We start from the raw sequence: 20,723 nt of genomic DNA, 5'->3' as shown, positions 1-20,723 counted from the left end.
TGCGGATCAGCGCGTCGCGGGTCTGGATCGGCGGCGCCTTCCGCCCCGCCGAGATCACGGTGCAGGACGGCGTCATCGCCGGAATCGACGACGTGCGGCGCGGCCGCGCGGTGCAGGTGCCCGACGACGCGGTGCTGCTTCCGGGCCTGGTGGACTCGCACGTGCATGTGAACGAGCCTGGCCGCACAGAATGGGAGGGCTTCCGCTCTGCGACCCTCGCGGCCGCTGCCGGCGGTGTGACGACGATCGTCGATATGCCCCTGAACTGCGTGCCGCCGACCACGACGGCCGACGCGCTCGCGATCAAGAAGGATGCCGCGGCGAAGTCCGCGCATGTCGACATCGGGTTCTGGGGCGGCGCGGTGCCTGACAACCTCGGCGAACTCGCTCCCCTGCACGAGGCTGGCGTCTTCGGCTTCAAGTGCTTCCTCTCGCCCTCGGGCGTGGACGAGTTCCCCCACCTCGACCGGACGCAGCTGCTCGCCGCGATGGAGGAGATCGCGGCGCTCGGCTCGCGAATCATCGTGCACGCCGAAGATCCCGCACTGCTCGGCGCCGACGGCGCGCTGGGCCGAGGGTACGAGGCGTTCCTCGCCTCCCGCCCCCCGGCCAGCGAGGCCTCGGCGATCGACGCGGTGATCGACGCGGCCCGGCGCACCGGCGCGCGCGCCCACATCCTGCACCTGAGCGACGCGCACTCGCTGCCCGCCATTCGAGCGGCCAAGGCGGAAGGCGTCGCGCTGACCGTCGAGACGTGCCCGCACTACCTGACGATCGTCGCCGAGGAGATCCCCGACGGAGCGAGCGAGTTCAAGTGCTGCCCGCCGATCCGCGACGCCTCCAATCGCGACCTGCTGTGGGCCGGTATCGTCGACGGCACGATAGACGCGATCGTCAGCGACCACTCGCCTTCGACGGTCGAGCTGAAGCGCTCGGGCGGCGGCGACTTCGGGCTCGCGTGGGGCGGCATCGCGGGACTGCAGGTAGGGCTGTCGGCGGTGTGGACAGAGGCGCGAAGCCGCGGCATCCCCCTCGAGACGCTTCTGCCGCTGTTCACGACCGGACCGGCGGCGGTCGCCGGCCTCGCGGGGGCGGGGTCCATCGAACCCGGTGCGCCGGCGCACCTGACGGTGTTCGGAGTCGACGACCCTTACACCATCGAGGCCGCACGCCTGCTGCACAAGAACCCGATCACCGCCTACGACCACCGGGTGCTGAGCGGCCGGATCCGGCGGACGTGGCTGCACGGAAGGGCGACGTACGACCTCACCGAGGGCGGCGACGGCGACGCGCCGCGCTTGCGCGGCAACCCCCGAGGCCGGCTGCTGTCGACGCGTGCGGCCGACTGATGGGATTGGATGGGGACATGAACACCGCGATGGAGATCTTGCAGCCAGGCCTCGGCGACATCCCGGGAGACCATTACCTGCGCTCGACCCCCGAGACCGTGCTGTGGGGGCGACTCCCGTGCGAAGCGGATGCCGCAGCCCTTCGCATCCGGTCGGGCGAGTCGGTCACGATCGACACCGTGAGCCACGAGGGCATCCTCGAAGACCACGGCAAGGATCCGCTCGGCTACTTCACGAGCCAGGGGGTGGCGGCGTCCGCGGTCCTCGAGGATGCGATCTCGATCGCGGCGAACCTGTCGCGCGACCCCGCGGTGGACGGCCCGCACGTGGTGACCGGGCCGATCTTCGTCGAAGGCGCCGAGCCCGGCGATCTGCTGCGCATCACGGTCGAGAAGCTCGTACCCCGGGTGCCGTACGGAGTCATCTCGAACCGCCACGGCAAGGGCGCGCTGGTGGGCGAACTGCCGCGCGGCGACTACCACGTGAGCGTATTCACCCCGGTGCAGGAGCGCGACGGACGACTGATCGGGCTGCTGCCGGTCGTGGATGACGGGGAGCGCGTGATCGCGTTTGCGCTCTCGCCCTTCCTCGGCACGATGGGAGTCGCTGTGACCGGGGGTGAGCGCCCGCACTCGGTGCCGCCCGGCTTGCACGGCGGCAACATCGACATCAACCTGCTCGTCGAGGGCACGGCGCTCTACCTCCCGGTGCAGGTGGCGGGCGCGCTCGCGTACGTCGGCGATCCGCACTTCGCGCAGGGCGACGGCGAAGTGGCGCTCACGGCGCTCGAGGCATCCCTGCGGGCGACGCTGCGGTTCGACGTGGTGCCGCGGGCTGAGGCGCTCGCCGAGTTCGGCGAGGTCACCGGGCCGATGGTGCGCACGTCGGAGTACCTCGTGCCCACCGGCCTGGACCCCGACCTCAACGAGGCGATGCGCAAGTGCGTCCGGTCGGCGCTGAACCTGATCGAGGGCCGGTGGGGTGTGCAGGAGCACCTGGCCTACGCCTATTTGAGCGCGGCGACCGACTTCGACATCTCGCAGGTCGTGGACATCGTGTGCGGCGTGCATGCCCGCATCCGCGAGTCCGACTTCGACGGGGTGGAGCGTGGCTGAGCCTGCCGGCGCCGACTCCGTGCCGGCCGACCTGCTCAAGGCCTTCACCGCCGCGCAGGTCACACCCCGCGCGCAGGCGCTTGACCGCTCGGTGTGGCGCACGGTCGGCGATCCGCTCTGGCAGGGCGCGTGGGAGGGCCCACTCGCCGGGCTCACGGTCGCGGTCAAGGACCTCTTCGCCGTCAAGGGCTACCGCATCGGCGCCGGCAACCCGGCGTTCCTGGCCGGAGCCCGCGCCGAGACCACGACCGCGGCCGCGGTGACCGACCTGCTGCGCGGTGGTGCGTCGCTGCGCGGCATCGCCCGCACCGACGAGTTCGCGTACAGCATCGCCGGCGACAACGTGCACTACGGCACCCCGCCCAACGGGGCGCTCCCGGGCGCGCTGCCGGGCGGATCCTCGAGCGGTCCGGCATCCGCCGTCGCCACCGGCCAGGCCGAGATCGGCCTGGCCACCGACACCGCGGGGTCGGTGCGCGTGCCGGCTTCGTACCAGGGCCTGTGGGGTCTGCGGACGACCCACGGTCTGGTCCCCCGGCAGGGGCTGCTGCCGCTCGCGCAGTCCTTCGACACGATCGGGTGGCTCACCCGCGACGGGCAGACGCTGCAGCGCGTCGTGGACTGGTGCCTGAGCTATGACGGCTCGGAATCGACCGAGAACGTGTACGGCGAGTCCGACGGCGACCTGCCGTGGCGCTTCGTCGTGCCCACCGAGGTGCTCGACGCGGTCGAACCCGAGACCCGCGCCGCGTTCGACGCGTTCCTGGCGACGCTGACCTCGTCGACGGATGCCGCCCCCGTGGACTTCGCCTCGATCGGCGATCTGGACGAGTTCTTCGTTCCCTTCCGCACCGTGCAGGGCGCCGAGGCGTGGCGCAACAACGGCGAGTGGGTGACCGCGCATCCTGACGCGCTCGGACCGGCCGTCGCGGATCGTTTCCGGATCGCCTCCACGATCAGCGCTGGGGACGAGGCATCCGCTCGTCGTGCCCTCGAGCCGCTCACCGAGCGCATCCAGACGCTGGTGGCCGACGCCGTGCTGCTCATGCCGACCGTGCCCGGCCCGGCTCCGATGCGCACCGCGGGCGGCGAGCGCGTGGACGCCGTGCGCATTGCGACGCTGCGCATGACGGCCCCCGCCGCGATCGCGGGGCTGCCATCGCTGTCGACGCCGTTGCTGACCGTGCGGTCGCACCTGGGTCCTGCGCCGGTGGGCGTCTGCGTCACGTCGCGTTCGGGCACCGACATCGCGCTCGTCCGTCTCGCCCGGCGCCTCGCCCAGGCGGTGGAGTCGTGGTGAGCCGCCACTCGGCAGCATCTCGTGCACCCGCTGCTCAGCCGACCGCTCAGGAGACGCCGTGACCGCCCTCCCGCTCCCGGGGCCGATCGCCCCGCCGCCGCGCCTGCTCATGGGGCCTGGGCCGATATCTGCGTACCCCAGCGTGCTGCGGGCGATGTCGGCCGAGCTCGTCGGCCAGTACGACCCGTTCATGACCGCGACGATGAGTGAGACGCAAGAGCTCTACCGCCGTGTCTGGGCGACGCAGAACGACGCGACGCTGCTGATCGACGGCACGTCGCGCGCCGGCATCGAGGCCGCGATGGTCTCGCTGATCAGCCCTGGCGACCGCGTGCTCGTGCCGGTGTTCGGCCGCTTCGGTCACCTGCTCGCCGAGATCGCCGAGCGGGCGATGGCCGAGGTGCACACGATCGAGGTCCCCTGGGGGCAGGTGTTCCCGGTCTCGGCGATCGAGGAGGCGATCGTGCGCGTCAAGCCGCACCTGCTCGGCGTGGTGCAGGGCGACACCTCCACCACGATGCTGCAGCCCCTCGACGAGATCGGCGCGATCTGCGCGAAGCACGGCGTGCTGTTCTACAGCGACGCGACGGCGTCGCTCGGCGGCAACCCGTTCGAGGCGGACGCCTGGGGATTGGATGCCGCCACCGCCGGCCTGCAGAAATGCCTGGGCGGCCCGTCGGGCTCGGCCCCGATTACGCTGTCCGAGCGCGCGGTCGAGCTCATCCGATCCCGCAGCAAGGTGGAGGCCGGCATCCGCGAAGAGGGCGACCAGGATGCGGCGGACTTCATCCGCTCCAACTACTTCGACCTCGGGATGATCCTGGACTACTGGGGTCCGCGGCGTCTGAACCACCACACCGAGGCGACCTCGATGCTCTATGGCGCCCGCGAGTGCGCGCGCGTGCTGCTGCTCGAGGGCCGCGAGAACGCGATCGCGCGCCATCGCCTGCACGGCGACGCGATGCTCGCCGGGGTGCGCGGGCTGGGGCTCGTGGTCTTCGGCGACGCCGCGCACAAGATGACGAACGTCGTCGCGGTCGCGATCCCCGAAGGCGTCGCGGGCGATGCCGCGCGCAGCGCCCTGCTCGACGATTTCGGCATCGAGATCGGCACGTCGTTCGGTCCCCTGCACGGCAAGGTGTGGCGCATCGGCACGATGGGCTACAACGCCCGAAAAGACGCCGTGCTGCAGACCCTCGCCTCACTCGAGACGGTGCTGCGTCGCTTGGGCGCCTCCGTGCCGGCCGGCGGCGGCGTCGACGCGGCGATGGATGTCTACGGTTCGGCGCCGTCCGCCCACGCGCCGGGAGGCGCCTGAGCGCATGTCCCCCCGCCTGCCCGAGCTCCCCCCCGACGTCTTCCCGGCGGCGGCGCGGCGCGTGATGGCCCGCTGTGACGAGCTCGCGCGCGTCACCGCGACGCCCGGCCGGATCGAGCGCGTGTACCTGTCGACCGAGCACGCGCGCGTCAACCGTCTCGCGGCGGAGTGGATGCGCGAGGTCGGCATGACCACGAGTCAGGATGCCGCGGGCAACCAGATCGGCCGGCTCGCGGCATCCGAACCCCACGCCCCCGCCCTGATGCTCGGCTCACACCTGGACACCGTGCCGGACGCCGGCCGCTTCGACGGGATCGTCGGCGTGCTCATGGCGCTGGAGATCGTCCGGCTGCTGCGGGCCCCGCACGCCGACGGCTGGATCAGCCCGCTGCCGTTCGCGCTCGAGGTCGTCGCGTTCTCGGACGAGGAGGGCACCCGCTTCGGCAAGGCGCTCCTGGGGTCTTCCGCGGTCGCGGGCACGTGGAGCGACGAGTGGTGGTCACTGACGGATGCCGACGGCACGACCCTCCGCGAGGCGTTCCGCGAGTTCGGCCTCGACCCCGGCCGCATCGGCGAGGCGGCCCGGCGTCCGGACGAGCTCGTCGGCTACCTCGAGGCGCACATCGAGCAGGGGCCCGAGCTCGACCGCCGCGGCGAATCGCTCGCCGTCGTCTCCTCGATCGCGAGTGCGCGCCGGTTCCAGCTCGTGATCGAGGGTGAGGCCCGCCATGCCGGCGGCACCCCCTACGACATGCGCCGCGACGCCTTGCTCGGGGCGAGCGAGGCGGCGCTCGCCGTGGAGCGCATCTGCCGCGGCGAGCATCACATCATCGGCACGGTCGGTCAGCTCGAGGCCTTCCCCGGCGCGGTCAACATCGTGCCGGGCGAGGCGCACCTGAGCCTGGACCTGCGCGGCGAGTACGACGGGTCGCGCGATCGCGTCTGGGACGAGATCTCCGCCGACCTCGACGGCATCATGGGCGTCCGCGGACTGCGCTGGCATGCCCGCGAAGTGCACAACGCGGCCGCGGTGATGTGCGCGCCGCTGCTGCGCGACGTCGTGCGCGAGGGCATCCTGGAGACCCTGCCGCGCGGAGCCGACGAGCCGGCCACCATCTTCAGCCGGGCGGGTCACGACGGCATGGCGATCGGGGCGATCACCGACGTCGGGATGCTGTTCCTGCGCAACCCGGACGGCATCAGCCACCACCCCGACGAGGCCGTGAGCATCGGCGACGTCTCACTCGGCATCCGGGCTCTCGCCGAATCGGTGCTGCATCTGGCGGCCGAGCACCGCTGAGGCCGGCTCGGCGACCGCCGTCGATACGAGACGGGCGACGGGCTGCTGGCGAGGTCAGCGCCGGGTCAGCGACATGCCCATGCGCACGAGCACGATGTTCTCGACGATCTGGACGATGTTGTAGAGCAGCAACGTGATGAGGGTGATGAGGGCGATCGAGGTCCACAGCTGCGTGAACTGGGCCTGGGCGTTGAACTTCAGGATCGAGCCGCCGATGCCCTGACCGGTCGAGAGCCACTCCGCCAGAAGCGCGCCCGTGACGGCGCCGGGCACCGACACGCGCGCCGCAGCGAACAGCGACGGGCCCGCGCCCGGGATGCTCACTTTGCGCAGGGCTGTGAGCCGCCCGCCGCCGAAGACGGTGACGACGTCGATGCTCTGCCTGCTGGCCCGGCTCAGTCCGAACAGGATGCTCGCCAGGGCGGGGAAGAGCACGACGATCGTGCCGATGACCGCGACGGAGGTCACCGTGCCGCGGCCGGTGATGAGGATGATCACGGGGGCGATCGACACGAGCGGAATCGTGCGCAGGAGCAGCACGAGCGGCATCACGCCGGCCTCCACGGCCTTGGACAGGCTGAACAGGATCGCGAGGATCACGGCCGTGGTCATGCCGAAAACGAAACCGATCAACGAGTCGACAAGGGTCTGCGTGACGAGCGGGGCCATCTGCGCGCGGTGTTCGGCGGCATCCTCGCCGACGAAAAGGAAGCTCCATACGTCGAGCGGCCCCTTCGCCACGAACGGGGAGATTCCCGAGAAGCTGACGATCCCCTGCCACAGCAGCAGAACGACCGCGAACGTGATGCCGGCATTGCCGAGAGAGCGGCCGAGCGTGCTGCGCAGCGCGCGTCGGCGGTCGGCCCTCAGCTGCGCCTGCGCGGCCGGGTCTGCGGTGAGCACCGTCTGCGCCGTCGGAGTCTGGGTCATCCGGTGCTCCCCGACACCCAGGGCGTCACGAACCGCACGAGGAGACCGACGAGGCCGTAGGCGACGAGCGCGAACACGGCGCACAGGAGGAACACCGACCACACGCCGGCCGCGTCGAGCTGGCCCTGCAGACGAATGAGGGTGGGGCCCACGCCCGCGGTGATCGCTCCGAGGTACTCGCCGAGCACGGCGCCGAGGAACGCGGTCGGGACCGCGATCTGCAGAGCGTTGAGGATCGCCGGCAGTGCCGCGATGAGCCGGACTTTGCGCAGCTGTGTCCACGAGTTGCCTCCGAAGACCCGCACGACATCGAGCGACGACGCGTCCGCCGACTTGAACCCCAGGATCGCCCCGACGACGGTGGTGAACACGCACACGAGCGCGGCGAGGAAGATCGCCGTCGCAGACGGTTCACCAGGGGTCTTGGCGCCGCCGAGCACCACGACCGAGATACCGCCGATCGCGACGATGGGCAGGCAGTAGCTGACCACGGCGACCTGCGTGATGACCGTCTCGGTCTTGGGGAAGACCAGCACGAATGCAGCGAGGACCAGTGCGATGCCGTTGCCCCACGCGTAGCCGATCGCGGCCGCCGTGATGGTGGGCTGGAACACGCTCCAGGCTCCCGCGATGTTCCCGTCGACGAAGAGCCATTCGAAGACCGCCCACGGCGTGGGCACGGGAGTGAAGGTGGTGCCCTCCTGCGGCCGGAATGCGAGGACGGCCAGCAGCCACCACAGTGCGATGAGCGAGACGCCGCCGACGATGGCGGCCATCCAGGTGGGCATGCGCCTCGTGCGCATCACGCCTCCGCTTCGGCGTGACCGTCGGATCCGAACAGCAGCTCGGACGCGCGATCGACGTAGGCGTGGAACTCCGGCGTGCGCATCATGTCGGGGGTGCGCGGACGAGGAAGGTCGATCTCGATGATCTCCTTGACCCGTCCGGGCCTGGGCGACATGACGGCGACGCGATCGGCGAGGAAGATGGCCTCGCCGATGCCGTGCGTCACGAGCAGCGTCGTCGCGGGCTTCTCGGTCCAGATGCGCAGCAGCTCCAGGTTGAGGTTCTGGCGGGTCATGTCATCGAGCGCGCCGAACGGCTCATCGAGGAGGAGCACCGAGGGCTTGAGCACGAGAGCGCGCGCGATCGACGCGCGCTGTCGCATGCCGCCGGAGAGCTGCGCCGGCTTCGCAGAGGCGAAGTCCCGCAGGCCCACGAGCTCGATCAGCTCGTCGACGTAGCCCTTGTCGACCGGCTTGCCGGCCACCTCGAACGGCAGCTCGATGTTCTTCCGCACGCTGCGCCATGGCAGCAGCGCGTGATCCTGGAAGGCGATCCCGAGCTCGCTGGCCGCGCGCATCTGGTCGGGCGACTCGCCGTCGACCAATGCGGTGCCTGTGCTCGGGTGTTCGAGCGCCGCCAGGATGCGCAGGATGGTTGACTTCCCGCACCCGGACGGGCCGAGCAGGGCGAGGAACGATCCTTTGTCGGTGTGGAGATCTGTGTCCTGCAGAGCCAGGAGCGACTTGCCCCGGCGCAGAGCGAAGGATTTCGATACTCCGGAGATCTGGATGCCGGTGCCCGTGTGGGCACCGGCATCCGTGCGTGTCTCGATGGTCATCGTCCCTAGGGCAGGTAGTCCAAGAGATCGGGGTTCTCGGCGTAGATCTCGTCGATGATCGTCGTGTCGAACAGATCGTCGACGGTGAGCTTCCAGCCCGAGGTCGCGAGCGACGCGAGCGTCTGCTCCTTGAGGTCGTCGGAGATCGTGAAGAGGCCGTTGGATTCGGTCTCCTCCGTCGAGATCAGCAAGGCCTGCGCCTCGATGCCGGCGGCGACCTTCGCGGGGTCGAGCTCGCCGAAGGTGAGCTCACCCGCTGCCGCCGACTCGTTGTAGTACTTCGTCACGAGCGACACGGTGTCATCGATCGGCTGGGTGAACGTGTCCGTCCAGCCTTTGATCTCGGCCGTGAGGAACGCCTTGATGAGGTCGCGGTTCTCGGCGAGGTACTGGTCGGTGACGGTGAAGGTCTCGGCGACGTAGGGCAGGCCGTTCTCGGCGTAGGCGAGGTTGGTGACGGGGTAGCCCGCCATCTCGACCGTGATCGCCTCGTTGGTGAGGTACGCCATGAAGCCGTCGACCTCACCGTTGATGAGTGGAGTCGGGTCGAAGTCGACCGGCACGATCTCCAGCTCGCTCGGGTCGATGTCGTTCGCGGCCAGCAGCGCGGCGAACACCGAGGCGTTCGAGTCCTGCACGCCGATCTTCTTGCCGATGAGGTCTTCAGGAGTCGCTATGTTGCCGCCGTCGGCGAGCGAGAGGATCGTGAACGGGTTCTTCTGGAACGTCGCTCCGATGATCTTGAGCGGGGCGTCCTGCTCCGCGACCGCCGCACCGACCGACGCTGCGTCGCTCAAGGCGACCTGCACCGTCCCTGAGAGCAGCTTCGCCACTCCGGTGTCGGGGCCGGCGACGCCGATCACATCGGAGAAGCCCGCCTCGTCGTAGTACCCGTTCTCATAGGCATAGAACTCGCCTGCGAACTCTTCGTTCTTGATCCAGGAGTACTGGACGCTGATCTCGCCGTACGAGGCTTCTTCATCGCTGCCGCCGGATGCCGCGGGCGCGGTGTCGCCGGATGCGCAGCCGGAAAGGACCAGGGCTGAGGCGATGACGGCTGCCGCGATCGTGCCGACGCGCCGTGAGAGCGTGCTGTGTGTTGCCATCGGGTTGGCATCCCTTCTGATGCAGTGTGATCAGAGCGACGTTATGGCTCACACGTTTCGCAACGTCGACCCGGGTGTTTCGGCGGTGTGACGGATGCTCGGCGAGCGGCCGCGGCGCCGGCCACCGCGCGCGTCGGAGCATCGCGCGAAAGTCGGAGGATTCGCGCGCAATCCTCCGACATCGGCGCGATTCTCCGACATGCGGATGCCGCGACCCAGGGCGCGGCGGCGCGGTCGGATACCCGGTCGCGCCGCACCCGAGGGCCGTCGTCTCGCGAACAGGCCCCGAATCCGCACGTACAATCGCGAAGGTGGAGCATCTTCTCGGTGACACCGCCCTGACGGTCAACGGCACACCGCGCTCGCTCGCCGGAGTCGCGGTGCACACGAACGCCCTCGACTGGTTGCGCGCGACGGGCCTCCCCGGCAGCAAAGAAGGCTGTGCCGAAGGCGAGTGCGGCGCGTGCGCGGTGCTGCTGGCCACACCCACCGCCGATGGCGGCACCGCATGGACCCCGGTCAATTCGTGCCTCGTGCCCGCGTACGCGCTCGTCGGGCAGGAGGTCGTCACCGCGGAGGGTCTCGGCACCCCCGAAGACATGCACCCGGTGCAGCGCAGCCTCGCGGAGGGCGGCGGGTCGCAGTGCGGATACTGCACTCCCGGCTTCGCGTGCAGCATGGCCGGCGAGTTCTACCGGTCGGACCGCCGCCCGGCGGATGCCGGGAGCGACGCGCCGGACGCGCCCGAAGCGATCGACGATCCGCACGCGCATCACGGCCCGAACGGCTTCGACCTGCATGCGCTCAGCGGCAATCTGTGCCGGTGCACCGGCTATCGTCCGATCCGCGATGCGGCATACCGACTCGGGATGCCGGACCCCGCCGATCCGCTCGCGGAGAGGCGGCGGCATCCGTCACCGGGCCCCGGGGCGACCGACGTGAGCCTCGACGGTGCGCGGTTCGTGCGGCCCTCGGCCCTCGGCGAGGTGCTGGATCTGCTGCACGACGAGCCGGACGCGCGGCTCGTCGCCGGTGCGACGGATTGGGGCGTCGAGGTGAACCTGCGAGCGGCGCGTGCACCGCTCGTGGTCGCGATCGAGCGCCTGCCCGAACTGCGCGATCTCGTCGTCGGCGACGATGCGATCGAGATCGGCGCCGCGCTGACCATCGCCGAGATCGAGCGCGGGCTCGCGGGTCGCGTGCCGCTGCTGGCCCAGCTGGCCCCGCAGTTCGCGTCGCCGCTCATCCGCAACCGTGCGACGATCGGAGGCAACCTCGGCACCGGCTCGCCGATCGGCGACGTGAGTCCCGCGCTGCTCGCGCTGGACGCGCGCGTCGTGCTGGCCTCGGCGAGCGGTGAGCGGGTCGTCGCACTCGACGAGTACTTCACGGGCTATCGCCGGAGCGTGCGCCGCCCGGACGAAGTGATCCGCTCCGTCCGCGTGCCGCTGCCGCTGGCCGGGGTCACCGCATTCCACAAGGTCTCCAAGCGCCGGTTCGACGACATCTCCAGCGTCGCGGTCGCTTTCGCCTTCGGCATCCGCAACGGTGTCGTGACCGATGCCCGCATCGGACTGGGCGGTGTCGCGGCCACGCCGATCCGTGCGCGCGAGACCGAGCAGGCACTGGTCGGCGGGGCGTGGAGCATCGCGACGATCGGCGCCGCGGCGGCCGTTCTGGGCGCGGAGGGCACGCCGATGTCCGACCACCGCGCGAGCGCGCAGTACCGGGCGGTCATGCTCGGCAACGCCCTGCTGAAGCTGTACGCACGAAGCACGCACCCGAGTGACGGGGCAGTGGCGTGAGCGAGCTCGCGGCACGCCCGGCCGACCCCGTCGTGGGCCTCGCTGCCGCGCACGAGAGCGCAGCCCTGCACGCCACCGGTTTCGCCATGTACACCGACGATCTGGCCGGACGCACCGCGGGCGTGCTGACGGCCTGGCCGGTGCAGTCCACCAGCGCGCACGCGAAGGTCACCGTCGACGTCTCGGGCGCCTACCGGGTGCCGGGCGTCGTCCGGGTGCTGACCGCCGACGACGTCCCCGGTGAGAACGACGCCGGCGTGAAGCACGACGAACCGCTCTTCCCGGGCGAGGCGATGTACCACGGCCATGCGCTCGTCTGGGTGCTCGGCGAGACGCCTGAGGCCGCCCGGCGAGGCGCCGCCGCGGTGACGGTCCGCTACGAGCAGATGTCGAGTCTGATCACCGTGACCGAGGCGATCGCCGCGGGCTCCTACCAGGGCGCGACACGCACGGTCGTGCGCGGCGACGCCGCCGAGGCGCTGGGCACCGCCCCGTTCGTCTTCGAAGGCGTGACGGAGTTCGGTGGGCAGGAGCACTTCTACCTCGAAACCCAGGCATCGCTCGCGCACGTCGACTCGGAAGGGCAGTACTTCGTGGAGTCCTCCACGCAGCACCCGAGCGAGACCCAGGAGATCGTCGCGCACGTTCTCGGCATCCCATCGCACCGGGTGACCGTGCAGGCGCTGCGCATGGGCGGCGCTTTCGGAGGCAAGGAGATGCAGCCCCACGGGCTGGCGGCGATCGCCGCTCTCGGGGCTCGACTCACCGGTCGCCCCGTGCGGGTGCGGCTGAACCGGACGCAGGACATCACGATGACCGGCAAGCGGCATCCGTTCCACATCGCCTGGCGGGCGGGCTTCGGGGCGGACGGCGCCGTTCTCGCCCTCGAGGCGACCCTGACCGCCGACGGCGGGTGGTGCCTCGACCTGTCCGAGCCCGTCCTGAGCCGGGCGCTGTGTCACGTCGACAACGCGTACTGGATTCCGCACGTGAAACTGGTCGGTCGGATCGCGAAGACCAACAAGACCTCCAACACCGCCTTCCGCGGCTTCGGCGGCCCGCAGGGTGTCTTCCTGATCGAGGACATCTTCGGTCAGGCCGCCCCGATCCTGGGCATCGACCCGATCGACCTGCGCCGGCGCAACTTCTATTCACCCGGCCAGATCACCCCCTACGGACAACTGGTCAAGGATGCCGAGCGCATGCGAGCGATCTGGGACCGAGTCCGCAGCGAAGCCGACATCGACGCACGCCGGGCGGAGATCGCGACGTTCAACGCCCAGCACGAGCACGTCAAGCGCGCGATCGCGATGACACCGGTCAAATTCGGGATCTCGTTCAACTTCACGGCGTTCAACCAGGCCGGTGCCCTCGTCCACGTCTACAAAGACGGGTCGGTGCTGGTCAACCACGGCGGCACGGAGATGGGTCAGGGACTGCACACGAAGATGCTGCAGGTCGCTGCGACTGCGCTGGGCGTGCCGCTCGCACAGGTGCGGCTGGCACCGACGCGCACCGACAAGGTGCCCAACACGTCGGCGACCGCCGCTTCGTCGGGCGCCGATCTGAACGGCGCAGCCGTCAAGAACGCGTGCGAGCAGATCCGCGATCGGATGACACCGGTCGCCGCGCGCCTGCTCGGTGTCGATGACGATGCCGTTCGGTTCTCGGACGGCATCGTGACGGCGCCCGGCGCGCGCCGCTCCGCGACATTCGCCGAGGTCGTCGCGGCCTCCTACCTCGCGCGGGTTCAGCTGTTCGCCGCCGGCTACTACCGCACCGAAGGGCTGCACTGGGACGCCGAGCGCATGCACGGCTCGCCCTTCAAATACTTCTCCTACGGCGCCGCCGCCACCGAGGTCGAGGTGGACGGCTTCACGGGCGAGTATCGCCTTCGCCGTGTCGACATCGTCCACGACGTGGGCGATTCGCTGTCTCCGCAGATCGACCTCGGCCAGATCGAAGGCGGATTCGTGCAGGGCGTCGGGTGGCTCACGCTGGAGGAGCTGCGGTGGGAGACCGGCCACGGCCCCGATCGGGGTCGGCTGCTGACGCAGTCCGCGAGCACCTACAAGCTGCCGAGCTTCTCGGAGATGCCCGAAAAGCTCACCGTGCGGTTCTTCGCAGAGGCTCGAGAAGACGGGGCGGTATACGGATCGAAAGCGGTTGGCGAGCCGCCGCTCATGCTGGCCTTCAGCGCTCGCGAGGCGCTCCGCGAAGCCGTCGGGGCGTTCGGTCCCCCCGGTCGCACCGTCGTCCTCGGGTCGCCGGCGACACCGGAAGCGGTGTTCTGGGCGATCCGGTCCGCTCAGGGCCGGCGGCCGTCAGTGGCGCCCGCCGGCGAGCCGGTAGCCGCCGGGGGCTAGAAGGCGCGCGTCATGGACTGGGTCGACGAGCTGCAGCGTCTGCGGGAAGCGCGTCTTCCCGCAGTCATCGTCACGCTCGTGGCCGTGCGCGGTCACGCGCCGCGCAACGGCGGGGCGAAGCTCGTCGTGTCGCCGGGCAGGCTGTTCGGCACGGTCGGCGGCGGCAACCTCGAAGCGACGGCTGTCGCGTCGGCGCGTGAGATGCTCGTCGTCGGCGCGACGGAGCCCCGGCTGCTCACGCTCACGCTCAGCGACAAGGCGACGACCGAGTACGGCGTCCAGTGCTGCGGAGGAGAGGTCACCATGCTGCTCGAACCGATCCCCCCCATCCCCTCCGTCGCCATCTTCGGCATCGGCCATGTCGGTCTCGAGCTCGCCCGCATCCTCGCTCGACAGGAGATCGAGCTGCACCTCATCGACGCGCGCGCCGAGATGCTGCATCCCGACCGCGTCGGCGAACCGGGCGCGACCGGGGTGCTCGCCGACGCGGTCGCGACCGTGCGGCTGCGGCACGAGCAGGTTCCCGAAGCCGCCATCGCCGACCTGCCCGAGGGCACGCACGTGCTGATCATGACGCACGACCATGTCGAAGATCTCGCGATCACCGATCAGGCGCTGCGTCGGAGCGCACTCGGGTCGGTCGGGCTCATCGGCTCGGCGTCGAAGTGGGCTCGCTTCCGGGCGAAGCTGACCGAGCTCGGTCACACTGAGCAGGACCTCGCCAGGGTGACCACTCCGATCGGCGTCCCGGAGGTCGGAGGAAAGGCTCCGGCGTCTATCGCGGTGAGCGTGGCCGCGCGCACCCTGCAGTTCATCGAGGCGTCCACGCCCGCCGGAATGGTCTGAAACCGTCTCAGCGGAACGGACGCCGCCGTGGTGTTCCGGGTCGGATGCCGCGGGCTACGCGGCGGCGCCGACCACGGCCGCGATCGCAGACGTGAAGAACGGCAGGCCGTCCATGCCGGAGCGCATGGCGGCGGGCGTGTTGGGTCCGAAGCCCTCCTCGACCGCGTGCTCGGGGTGCGGCATGAGCCCCACGACGTTGCCGCGTTCATTGGCGAGGCCGGCGATGTCGCGCAGGGACCCGTTCGGGTTGACGCCCAGATAGCGGAATGCGACCAGGCCCTCGCCCTCGAGCCGGTCGAGCTCGGACTCCGCGGCGATGTAGCCCCCATCGGCGTTCTTGAGCGGGATGACGATCTCCTGGCCCTCGCTGAAGTCCGAGGTCCAGTCGGTCGACGCGTTCTCGACGCGCAGCCGCTGGTCGCGGCGGATGAACTGCTGGTGCGCGTTGCGAATGAGCCCGCCCGGCAGCAGCTGCGCCTCGACGAGCATCTGGAAGCCGTTGCAGATGCCGAGCACGGGCATGCCCTTGGCCGCAGCATCCTTCACGTCGGCCATGATCGGCGCGAGTGCGGCGATCGCACCCGCGCGCAGGTAGTCGCCGTAGCTGAAGCCGCCCGGCAGGACGAGCGCGTCAACGCCCTCGAGGTCGTGCGAGCCGTGCCAGAGCGCGACCGGCTCGCCCCCGGCGATGCGGACCGCGCGCTGCGCGTCGCGATCGTCGAGCGAGCCGGGGAAGGTGATGACTCCGATGCGCGGACTCACTCCACGACCTCGATGCCGACGACGTCCTCGATCACGGAGTTGGACAGGATCTCGTCGGCGATCTCGCGGGCTCTCGCCATCAGGTCCTCGCCGACCTCGCCCTCCACGGTGAGCTCGAAGCGCTTGCCGATGCGGACGGCGCTGAAGTCCGAGACTCCGAGCCGCGCGAGCGCGCCGGAGACGGCTTTGCCCTGCGGGTCGAGCAGCTCGGCTTTGGGCATGACGTCGACGACGATGGTGGGCATGAGGGCTCCGGAAGTCGCGGGCGGGCGTGTCTGTCCAGTCTAAAGGCGCGTCGCGCTCCGCTCGGGCGGGAAAGGCCGGACAGCGCTGCAGCCGAACCGTGACACCGAGGTGCTTCCTTGACTACATGGGAGCGATCCCATAGCGTGTGTCCACGTTCGGCGGGAACGCTCCCACGGGCCACCCTGCCGCACATCCCTGACCCTGACCTGACACGCACACGGGAGGACAGTGCATTCACCGCGCGAGTTCCCCTCCGACTTCCTGTTCGGAGCGGCCACCGCCGCGTACCAGATCGAAGGGGCCGCCCACGAGGGCGGGCGCACCGACTCGATCTGGGATGCCTTCAGCCGGGTTCCCGGCGCCGTGATCAACGCCGACAACGGTGATGTCGCGTGCGACCACTACCACCGCTACCGCGACGACGTGGCGCTCATGACCTCGATGGGACTGCAGACCTACCGCTTCTCGACGTCGTGGTCGCGGGTGCGTCCCGACGGCGGCCCGCTCAACCTCGAGGGCGTCGACTTCTACAAGCGGCTCGTCGACGAGCTGCTGGATGCCGGCATCCTGCCCTGGCTCACCCTTTACCACTGGGACCTTCCGCAGGCGCTGCAGGAGAACGGCGGCTGGACTGTCCGCGACACCGCCGACCGCTTCACCGAGTACGCACTCGACATGCATGATGCGCTCGGCGACAGGGTGAAGGTGTGGACCACGCTGAACGAACCGTGGTGCTCGGCATTCCTGAGCTACACCGCGGGCCTGCACGCGCCCGGGCACTACAGCAAGGCGGAGGGGATGCTGGCCTCCCACCACCTGCTGCTCGGACACGGTCAGGCGGTGCGCGCGCTGCGCGCGCGGGACTCGTCGCTCCATCTCGGCATCACGCTCAACATGACGGTCGCCGACCCGGTCGACGCGGCCGATCCGGCCGATGCCGATGCTGCCCGCCGCATCGACGGACAGTTCAACCGGTGGTTCCTCGACCCGATCTTCCGCGCCGCCTACCCCGCCGATGTGCTCGCCGACTTCCGCCGGGTGGATGCCGCGGCCGTGGATGCTCTGGAGCGGGCCGTCCTGCCGGGCGACCTCGAAGCCATCTCGACGCCGATCGACACGCTCGGCGTGAACTACTATCACGGCGAGTACGTGGGCGGTCATGCGCCGGTGGTCCCGCCGCTCAGCGGCGACGCACCCACGGAGCGACCCGGAGACTCGCCCTTCCCGTCTTCTGCGGGCATCTTCTGGCACGAGCGGGGACTGCCGCGCACTCCGATGCAGTGGGAGGTGCAGCCCGAGGGGCTCACCCGCCTGCTGCGCCGCGTGTCGGACGAGTACGCGGCACCGACCGGAACCTCGCTGTTCGTGACCGAGAACGGTGCGGCGTTCGAGGACACTCCGGTGCTCGAAGAGGGTGTCGTCCGCGTGCACGACGATGAGCGCGTCGACTTCGTGCGCGCTCATCTGGGCGCGATCCTCGATGCGGTCGAGGCCGGAGTCGACGTCCGCGGCTACTTCTACTGGTCACTGCTCGACAACTTCGAGTGGGCCTGGGGCTACCAGAAGCGGTTCGGGATCGTCCGAGTCGACTACGAGACGCAGCGCAGATCGGTCAAAGACAGCGGGCGTGAGTACAGCCGCATCATCGCGGCGCGCGCGCTCGGGGCCGCTGCTCCGGCCGGAGCCGCGGGGGCATAGCGTCCGGAGGATGACGGACATCTGGCGAGCGCCTGCCACGCTCGAGGACGGCGACTTCACCGCCGACGGCGGCGCCGCGGCGATGCGCCGCATCCTCGATCGCGGCGAACGCCCCGACGCGCTCTTCATCGCGAGCGACCTCATGGCACGGGGTGCGCTCGCGGGTCCGCGACAGCGTCTGAGCGCTGCCCGCGGTCAGGATGTGAGACGCGCCAGCAGCTCGCGGTAGCGGTCGGCTGTTCGCTCGACGATCTCGGCGGGCAGCTCGGGCGGAGTGCCGGTCTTGTCCCAGTGGGCGGCGAGCCAGTCGCGCACGATCTGCTTGTCGAAGCTCGCCATCCGCTCGGACGGAGTCGTGCCGGACTGCCATGCGGCGGCATCCCAGTACCGTGACGAATCGCTCGTGAGCACCTCGTCGGCCAGAGTCAGGACGCCCGAGTCGTCGAGCCCGAACTCGAATTTGGTGTCGGCGAGGATCAGCCCGTGCGCCTCGGCGACGCGGGCGGCCCGTGCGTAGATCTCGAGTGAGAGATCGCGCAGCTGCGCGGCGAGGTCGGCGCCGACGATCTCGACCGTGCGCTCGTACGAGATGTTCTCGTCGTGCTCGCCCATCGGGGCCTTGAAGGCGGGGGTGTAGATCGGCTCGGGCAGGCGGTCGCCGTTCTCGAGCCCTGCGGGCAGTCGGATGCCGCACACCGTGCCGTCGGCCTGATACTCCGCCCAGCCCGACCCGGTGAGGTATCCGCGCACCACGCACTCGATCGGCTGCATCCTCAGCCCTTTGACGACCATCGCACGGCCGGTGACTTCGGCCGGGATGAGTTCACGCAGGCCGTCGGCTCCGAGCACATGGTCGGAGAGCAGGTGATTCGGGATGCCGCGTGTCCCGCCGCTGCCCGTGGCGAGGCGGTCGAACCACCACAGGCTGAGCGTCGTGAGCAGCACCCCCTTGTCGGGGATCCCCGGCTCGAGCACGTGGTCGAATGCGCTCACGCGATCGCTCGCCACCACGAGCATGCGCTCGGCGGGGGCGTCGGCCGGAAGGTCGGCCGGAACGTAGAGGTCGCGCACCTTGCCCGAGTAGATGTGGCGCCAGCCGGGCAGGGCGAGGGGGGAGGTCACCCGCCCATTATCGCGTCGCGGACGCCCTTGCGCGTGAACCTCTCGGAATGCTCGGCCATGCTCAGGCCTCCACGACCCGCGCGGCGATGTCGGTGCGGTACTGGCCGCCTTCGAGACCGATCTCGGCCAGCGCGCGGTAGGCACGCGCGCGGGCCTCGGCGAACGTCGTGCCGAGTCCCACGACGTTGAGCACCCGGCCACCGGAGGCGATGAGCCCTTCACCGGCGACAGCGGTGGCTGCGTGCACGAGGTGCACACCCTCGACCGATGCGGCGGCATCCAATCCCGAAAGCGCGCGCCCGGTCACCGGCGCGGCCGGGTAGCCCTCGCTCGCCAGCACGACGGTCACCGCCACCGCGTCGGCGAAGGCCGGGCGCGCCTGATCTTCGAGGGTGCCGGTTGCCGCGGCCAGAAGCAGCTGAGAGAGCGGGTCGAGCAGACGCGGCAGCACCACCTGGGTCTCGGGGTCGCCGAAGCGCGCGTTGAACTCGATGACCTTGACGCCCTGCGCGGTGAGGATCAGCCCCGCGTACAGCAGGCCGATGAACGGCGTGCCCTCCGCGTCGAGCTGGCGGATGACCGGTTCGGCGACGTCGCGGGTGATCTGGTCGACGAAGGCCCGCTCGCCGCCGAACGGCTCGGCGAGCCACGGCAGCGGCGAGTAGGCGCCCATGCCGCCGGTGTTCGGTCCGGAGTCGCCGTCGCCGAGGCGCTTGAAGTCCTGCGCGGGACTCAGCGGAAGCACCCGATCGCCGTCGCTCAGGAAGAACATCGACACCTCGGGGCCGGACAGGAACTCCTCGACGAGGATCGCGCCGGAGCCGAGGTACGCATCGGCGTGCGCGAGGGCGGCGACGCGGTCGTCGGTGACGAGCACTCCCTTGCCCGCGGCCAGACCGTCTGCTTTCACGACGTACGGCGAGCCGAACTCGTCGAGCGCGGCGGCGACCTCGGCCGGGGTGGTGGCGCGCAGCGCCCGGCCGGTGGGCACGCCCGCGGCATCCATGATCCGCTTGGCGAAGGTCTTCGATCCCTCGAGCTGGGCGGCGGCCCGGCCCGGCCCGAACACCGGGATGCCGCGCCCGCGCAGCGTGTCCGCGACACCCGCGACCAGGGGTGCCTCGGGGCCGATGACCACGAGGTCGACGGCGTTCTCGTTCGCGAAATCGGTGACCGCCGCAGGGTCGTTCTGATCGACCGGGACGATCGTCGCATCTTGGGCGATGCCGGCATTGCCGGGAGCGGCGAACACCTCGTGCGCGGCGCCCTCCGAGCGGAGCGCGAGGATGATGGCGTGTTCGCGCGCGCCTGAGCCGAGCACCAGGATTCTCACCCGCCCAGCCTACCGAGCCTTCCCCGAGACCGCCCCGACGATCTGTCCGGGCCCGCCAGCCCCACCGGCCGTCCTCGCGCGGGCGTACCGTTGTCGGATGCCGCCGCGCAAGATCACCACCGACGAAGGACGCGCCGCGCTCGCCGCCGTGCGCGCGGCGGACGCGGCATCCGAGAAGCCGGGGCGCCCCGACCTCGCGACGGCGGTGCGCTATCTGCTGCAGCTGCTCGTCGAGAAGGCGCCCGGCGGGGCGGTCGAGGTGCGCGTGCCGCCGTTCGGGGCGGTGCAGGTGATCGAAGGCCCGCGGCACACCCGGGGTACGCCGCCCAATGTCGTCGAGACCGACCCTGTGACGTGGATCGCCCTCGCGACCGGTGCGGAGCAGTGGGCGGATGCCGCAGCATCCGGTCGCATTCTGGCTTCGGGCGTCCGCGCCGACCTGACCGGCCTGCTGCCGCTGCGTCCGTGAGCTGCTGCGTCCGTGAGCTGCTGCGTCCGTGAGC

General features: G+C 70.5%; 18 protein-coding genes and 1 pseudogene. 11 read left to right on the top strand and 8 right to left on the bottom strand.

Annotated features, from left to right (window positions below; all coding sequences use genetic code 11):
* The first annotated feature begins 5 nt into the window (after positions 1-5).
* The 5 genes from allB to QZV84_RS03400 all read left to right on the top strand — a co-directional run bounded on the left by allB (position 6) and on the right by QZV84_RS03400 (position 6,382).
* Positions 6-1,349: an allantoinase AllB gene (allB, locus tag QZV84_RS03420; RefSeq protein ID WP_292825339.1), complete on the top strand. Its 1,344-nt coding sequence runs from the start codon at positions 6-8 to the stop codon at positions 1,347-1,349.
* Between the two features lie 17 nt (positions 1,350-1,366).
* The gene (locus QZV84_RS03415) at positions 1,367-2,464 is read left to right on the top strand and encodes an acetamidase/formamidase family protein (protein WP_292825315.1); all 1,098 of its coding nucleotides are present in this window, start codon (positions 1,367-1,369) and stop codon (positions 2,462-2,464) included.
* On the top strand, positions 2,457-3,764 hold the full coding sequence (locus QZV84_RS03410; protein ID WP_292825312.1) for an amidase family protein: 1,308 nt from the start codon (positions 2,457-2,459) through the stop codon (positions 3,762-3,764). Before QZV84_RS03415 ends, QZV84_RS03410 begins: the two co-directional genes overlap by 8 nt.
* A 109-nt stretch (positions 3,765-3,873) precedes the next feature.
* Entirely contained in the window at positions 3,874-5,082 is a 1,209-nt protein-coding gene (locus QZV84_RS03405) for an alanine--glyoxylate aminotransferase family protein (RefSeq protein WP_292825336.1), read from the top strand.
* A 4-nt stretch (positions 5,083-5,086) separates the two neighbouring features.
* Positions 5,087-6,382 (top strand): allantoate amidohydrolase, encoded by a 1,296-nt coding sequence (locus QZV84_RS03400; RefSeq protein WP_292825309.1) that lies wholly within the window; start codon positions 5,087-5,089, stop codon positions 6,380-6,382.
* A 54-nt stretch (positions 6,383-6,436) separates the two neighbouring features.
* Here the strand turns inward: QZV84_RS03400 and QZV84_RS03395 are convergent, their stop codons facing one another.
* Genes QZV84_RS03395 through QZV84_RS03380 form a run of 4 tightly spaced genes read right to left on the bottom strand, consistent with a single transcriptional unit; the run spans position 6,437 to position 10,042 of the window.
* Complete coding sequence (locus QZV84_RS03395; protein WP_292825306.1) at positions 6,437-7,312, bottom strand: ABC transporter permease subunit; 876 nt, start codon at positions 7,310-7,312, stop codon at positions 6,437-6,439.
* Complete coding sequence (locus tag QZV84_RS03390) at positions 7,309-8,100, bottom strand: ABC transporter permease subunit (protein WP_292825304.1); 792 nt, start codon at positions 8,098-8,100, stop codon at positions 7,309-7,311. Before QZV84_RS03390 ends, QZV84_RS03395 begins: the two co-directional genes overlap by 4 nt.
* 14 nt (positions 8,101-8,114) lie before the next feature.
* Positions 8,115-8,936, bottom strand: coding sequence for an ABC transporter ATP-binding protein (locus QZV84_RS03385; protein ID WP_292825301.1), 822 nt, complete (start codon positions 8,934-8,936; stop codon positions 8,115-8,117).
* A gap of 5 nt (positions 8,937-8,941) precedes the next feature.
* Positions 8,942-10,042 (bottom strand): ABC transporter substrate-binding protein, encoded by a 1,101-nt coding sequence (locus QZV84_RS03380; RefSeq protein ID WP_292825298.1) that lies wholly within the window; start codon positions 10,040-10,042, stop codon positions 8,942-8,944.
* A gap of 311 nt (positions 10,043-10,353) precedes the next feature.
* On the opposite strand from QZV84_RS03380, the gene QZV84_RS03375 reads away from it, so the two are divergent.
* From QZV84_RS03375 to xdhC, 3 genes are read left to right on the top strand one after another with little or no spacing between them, the layout of a single operon-like run.
* Positions 10,354-11,847, top strand: a complete 1,494-nt coding sequence (locus QZV84_RS03375; protein ID WP_292825295.1) for an FAD binding domain-containing protein — start codon at positions 10,354-10,356, stop codon at positions 11,845-11,847.
* Positions 11,844-14,213: a xanthine dehydrogenase molybdopterin binding subunit gene (xdhB, locus tag QZV84_RS03370; protein ID WP_292825292.1), complete on the top strand. Its 2,370-nt coding sequence runs from the start codon at positions 11,844-11,846 to the stop codon at positions 14,211-14,213. Before QZV84_RS03375 ends, xdhB begins: the two co-directional genes overlap by 4 nt.
* 12 nt (positions 14,214-14,225) lie before the next feature.
* The gene (gene xdhC / locus QZV84_RS03365; protein WP_292825289.1) at positions 14,226-15,059 is read left to right on the top strand and encodes a xanthine dehydrogenase accessory protein XdhC; all 834 of its coding nucleotides are present in this window, start codon (positions 14,226-14,228) and stop codon (positions 15,057-15,059) included.
* Positions 15,060-15,113: 54 nt separating this feature from the next.
* On the opposite strand, the gene purQ is transcribed toward xdhC, so the two are convergent.
* Positions 15,114-15,821, bottom strand: coding sequence for a phosphoribosylformylglycinamidine synthase subunit PurQ (gene purQ, locus QZV84_RS03360; RefSeq protein ID WP_292825286.1), 708 nt, complete (start codon positions 15,819-15,821; stop codon positions 15,114-15,116).
* Positions 15,818-16,066, bottom strand: a complete 249-nt coding sequence (purS, locus tag QZV84_RS03355; RefSeq protein WP_292825283.1) for a phosphoribosylformylglycinamidine synthase subunit PurS — start codon at positions 16,064-16,066, stop codon at positions 15,818-15,820. The genes purQ and purS overlap by 4 nt, the downstream gene beginning before the upstream one ends.
* Positions 16,067-16,295: 229 nt before the next feature.
* Between purS and QZV84_RS03350 the strand changes: the two genes are divergently transcribed.
* Together QZV84_RS03350 and QZV84_RS03345 are read left to right on the top strand one after the other, a co-directional pair.
* Positions 16,296-17,765: a family 1 glycosylhydrolase gene (locus tag QZV84_RS03350; RefSeq protein WP_292825280.1), complete on the top strand. Its 1,470-nt coding sequence runs from the start codon at positions 16,296-16,298 to the stop codon at positions 17,763-17,765.
* A gap of 40 nt (positions 17,766-17,805) precedes the next feature.
* Positions 17,806-17,928 (top strand): annotated as a pseudogene (locus QZV84_RS03345) (LacI family transcriptional regulator); the annotation flags it as partial.
* 32 nt (positions 17,929-17,960) lie between these two features.
* On the opposite strand, the gene QZV84_RS03340 reads toward QZV84_RS03345, so the two are convergent.
* Positions 17,961-18,887: a phosphoribosylaminoimidazolesuccinocarboxamide synthase gene (locus QZV84_RS03340; protein ID WP_292825277.1), complete on the bottom strand. Its 927-nt coding sequence runs from the start codon at positions 18,885-18,887 to the stop codon at positions 17,961-17,963.
* A 61-nt stretch (positions 18,888-18,948) separates the two neighbouring features.
* Positions 18,949-20,220, bottom strand: a complete 1,272-nt coding sequence (gene purD, locus QZV84_RS03335) for a phosphoribosylamine--glycine ligase (RefSeq protein WP_292825274.1) — start codon at positions 20,218-20,220, stop codon at positions 18,949-18,951.
* A 97-nt stretch (positions 20,221-20,317) separates the two neighbouring features.
* On the opposite strand from purD, the gene QZV84_RS03330 reads away from it, so the two are divergent.
* A complete protein-coding gene (locus QZV84_RS03330) occupies positions 20,318-20,689 on the top strand; it encodes a sterol carrier family protein (RefSeq protein WP_292825271.1) in 372 nt (123 codons plus the stop codon).
* Positions 20,690-20,723 lie beyond the last annotated feature (34 nt).

Origin of the sequence: Microbacterium sp. (assembly GCF_011620715.1) — a bacterium.
Taxonomy (GTDB): Bacteria; Actinomycetota; Actinomycetes; order Actinomycetales; family Microbacteriaceae; genus Microbacterium.
This window is presented reverse-complemented; position numbering and strand designations above follow the sequence as displayed.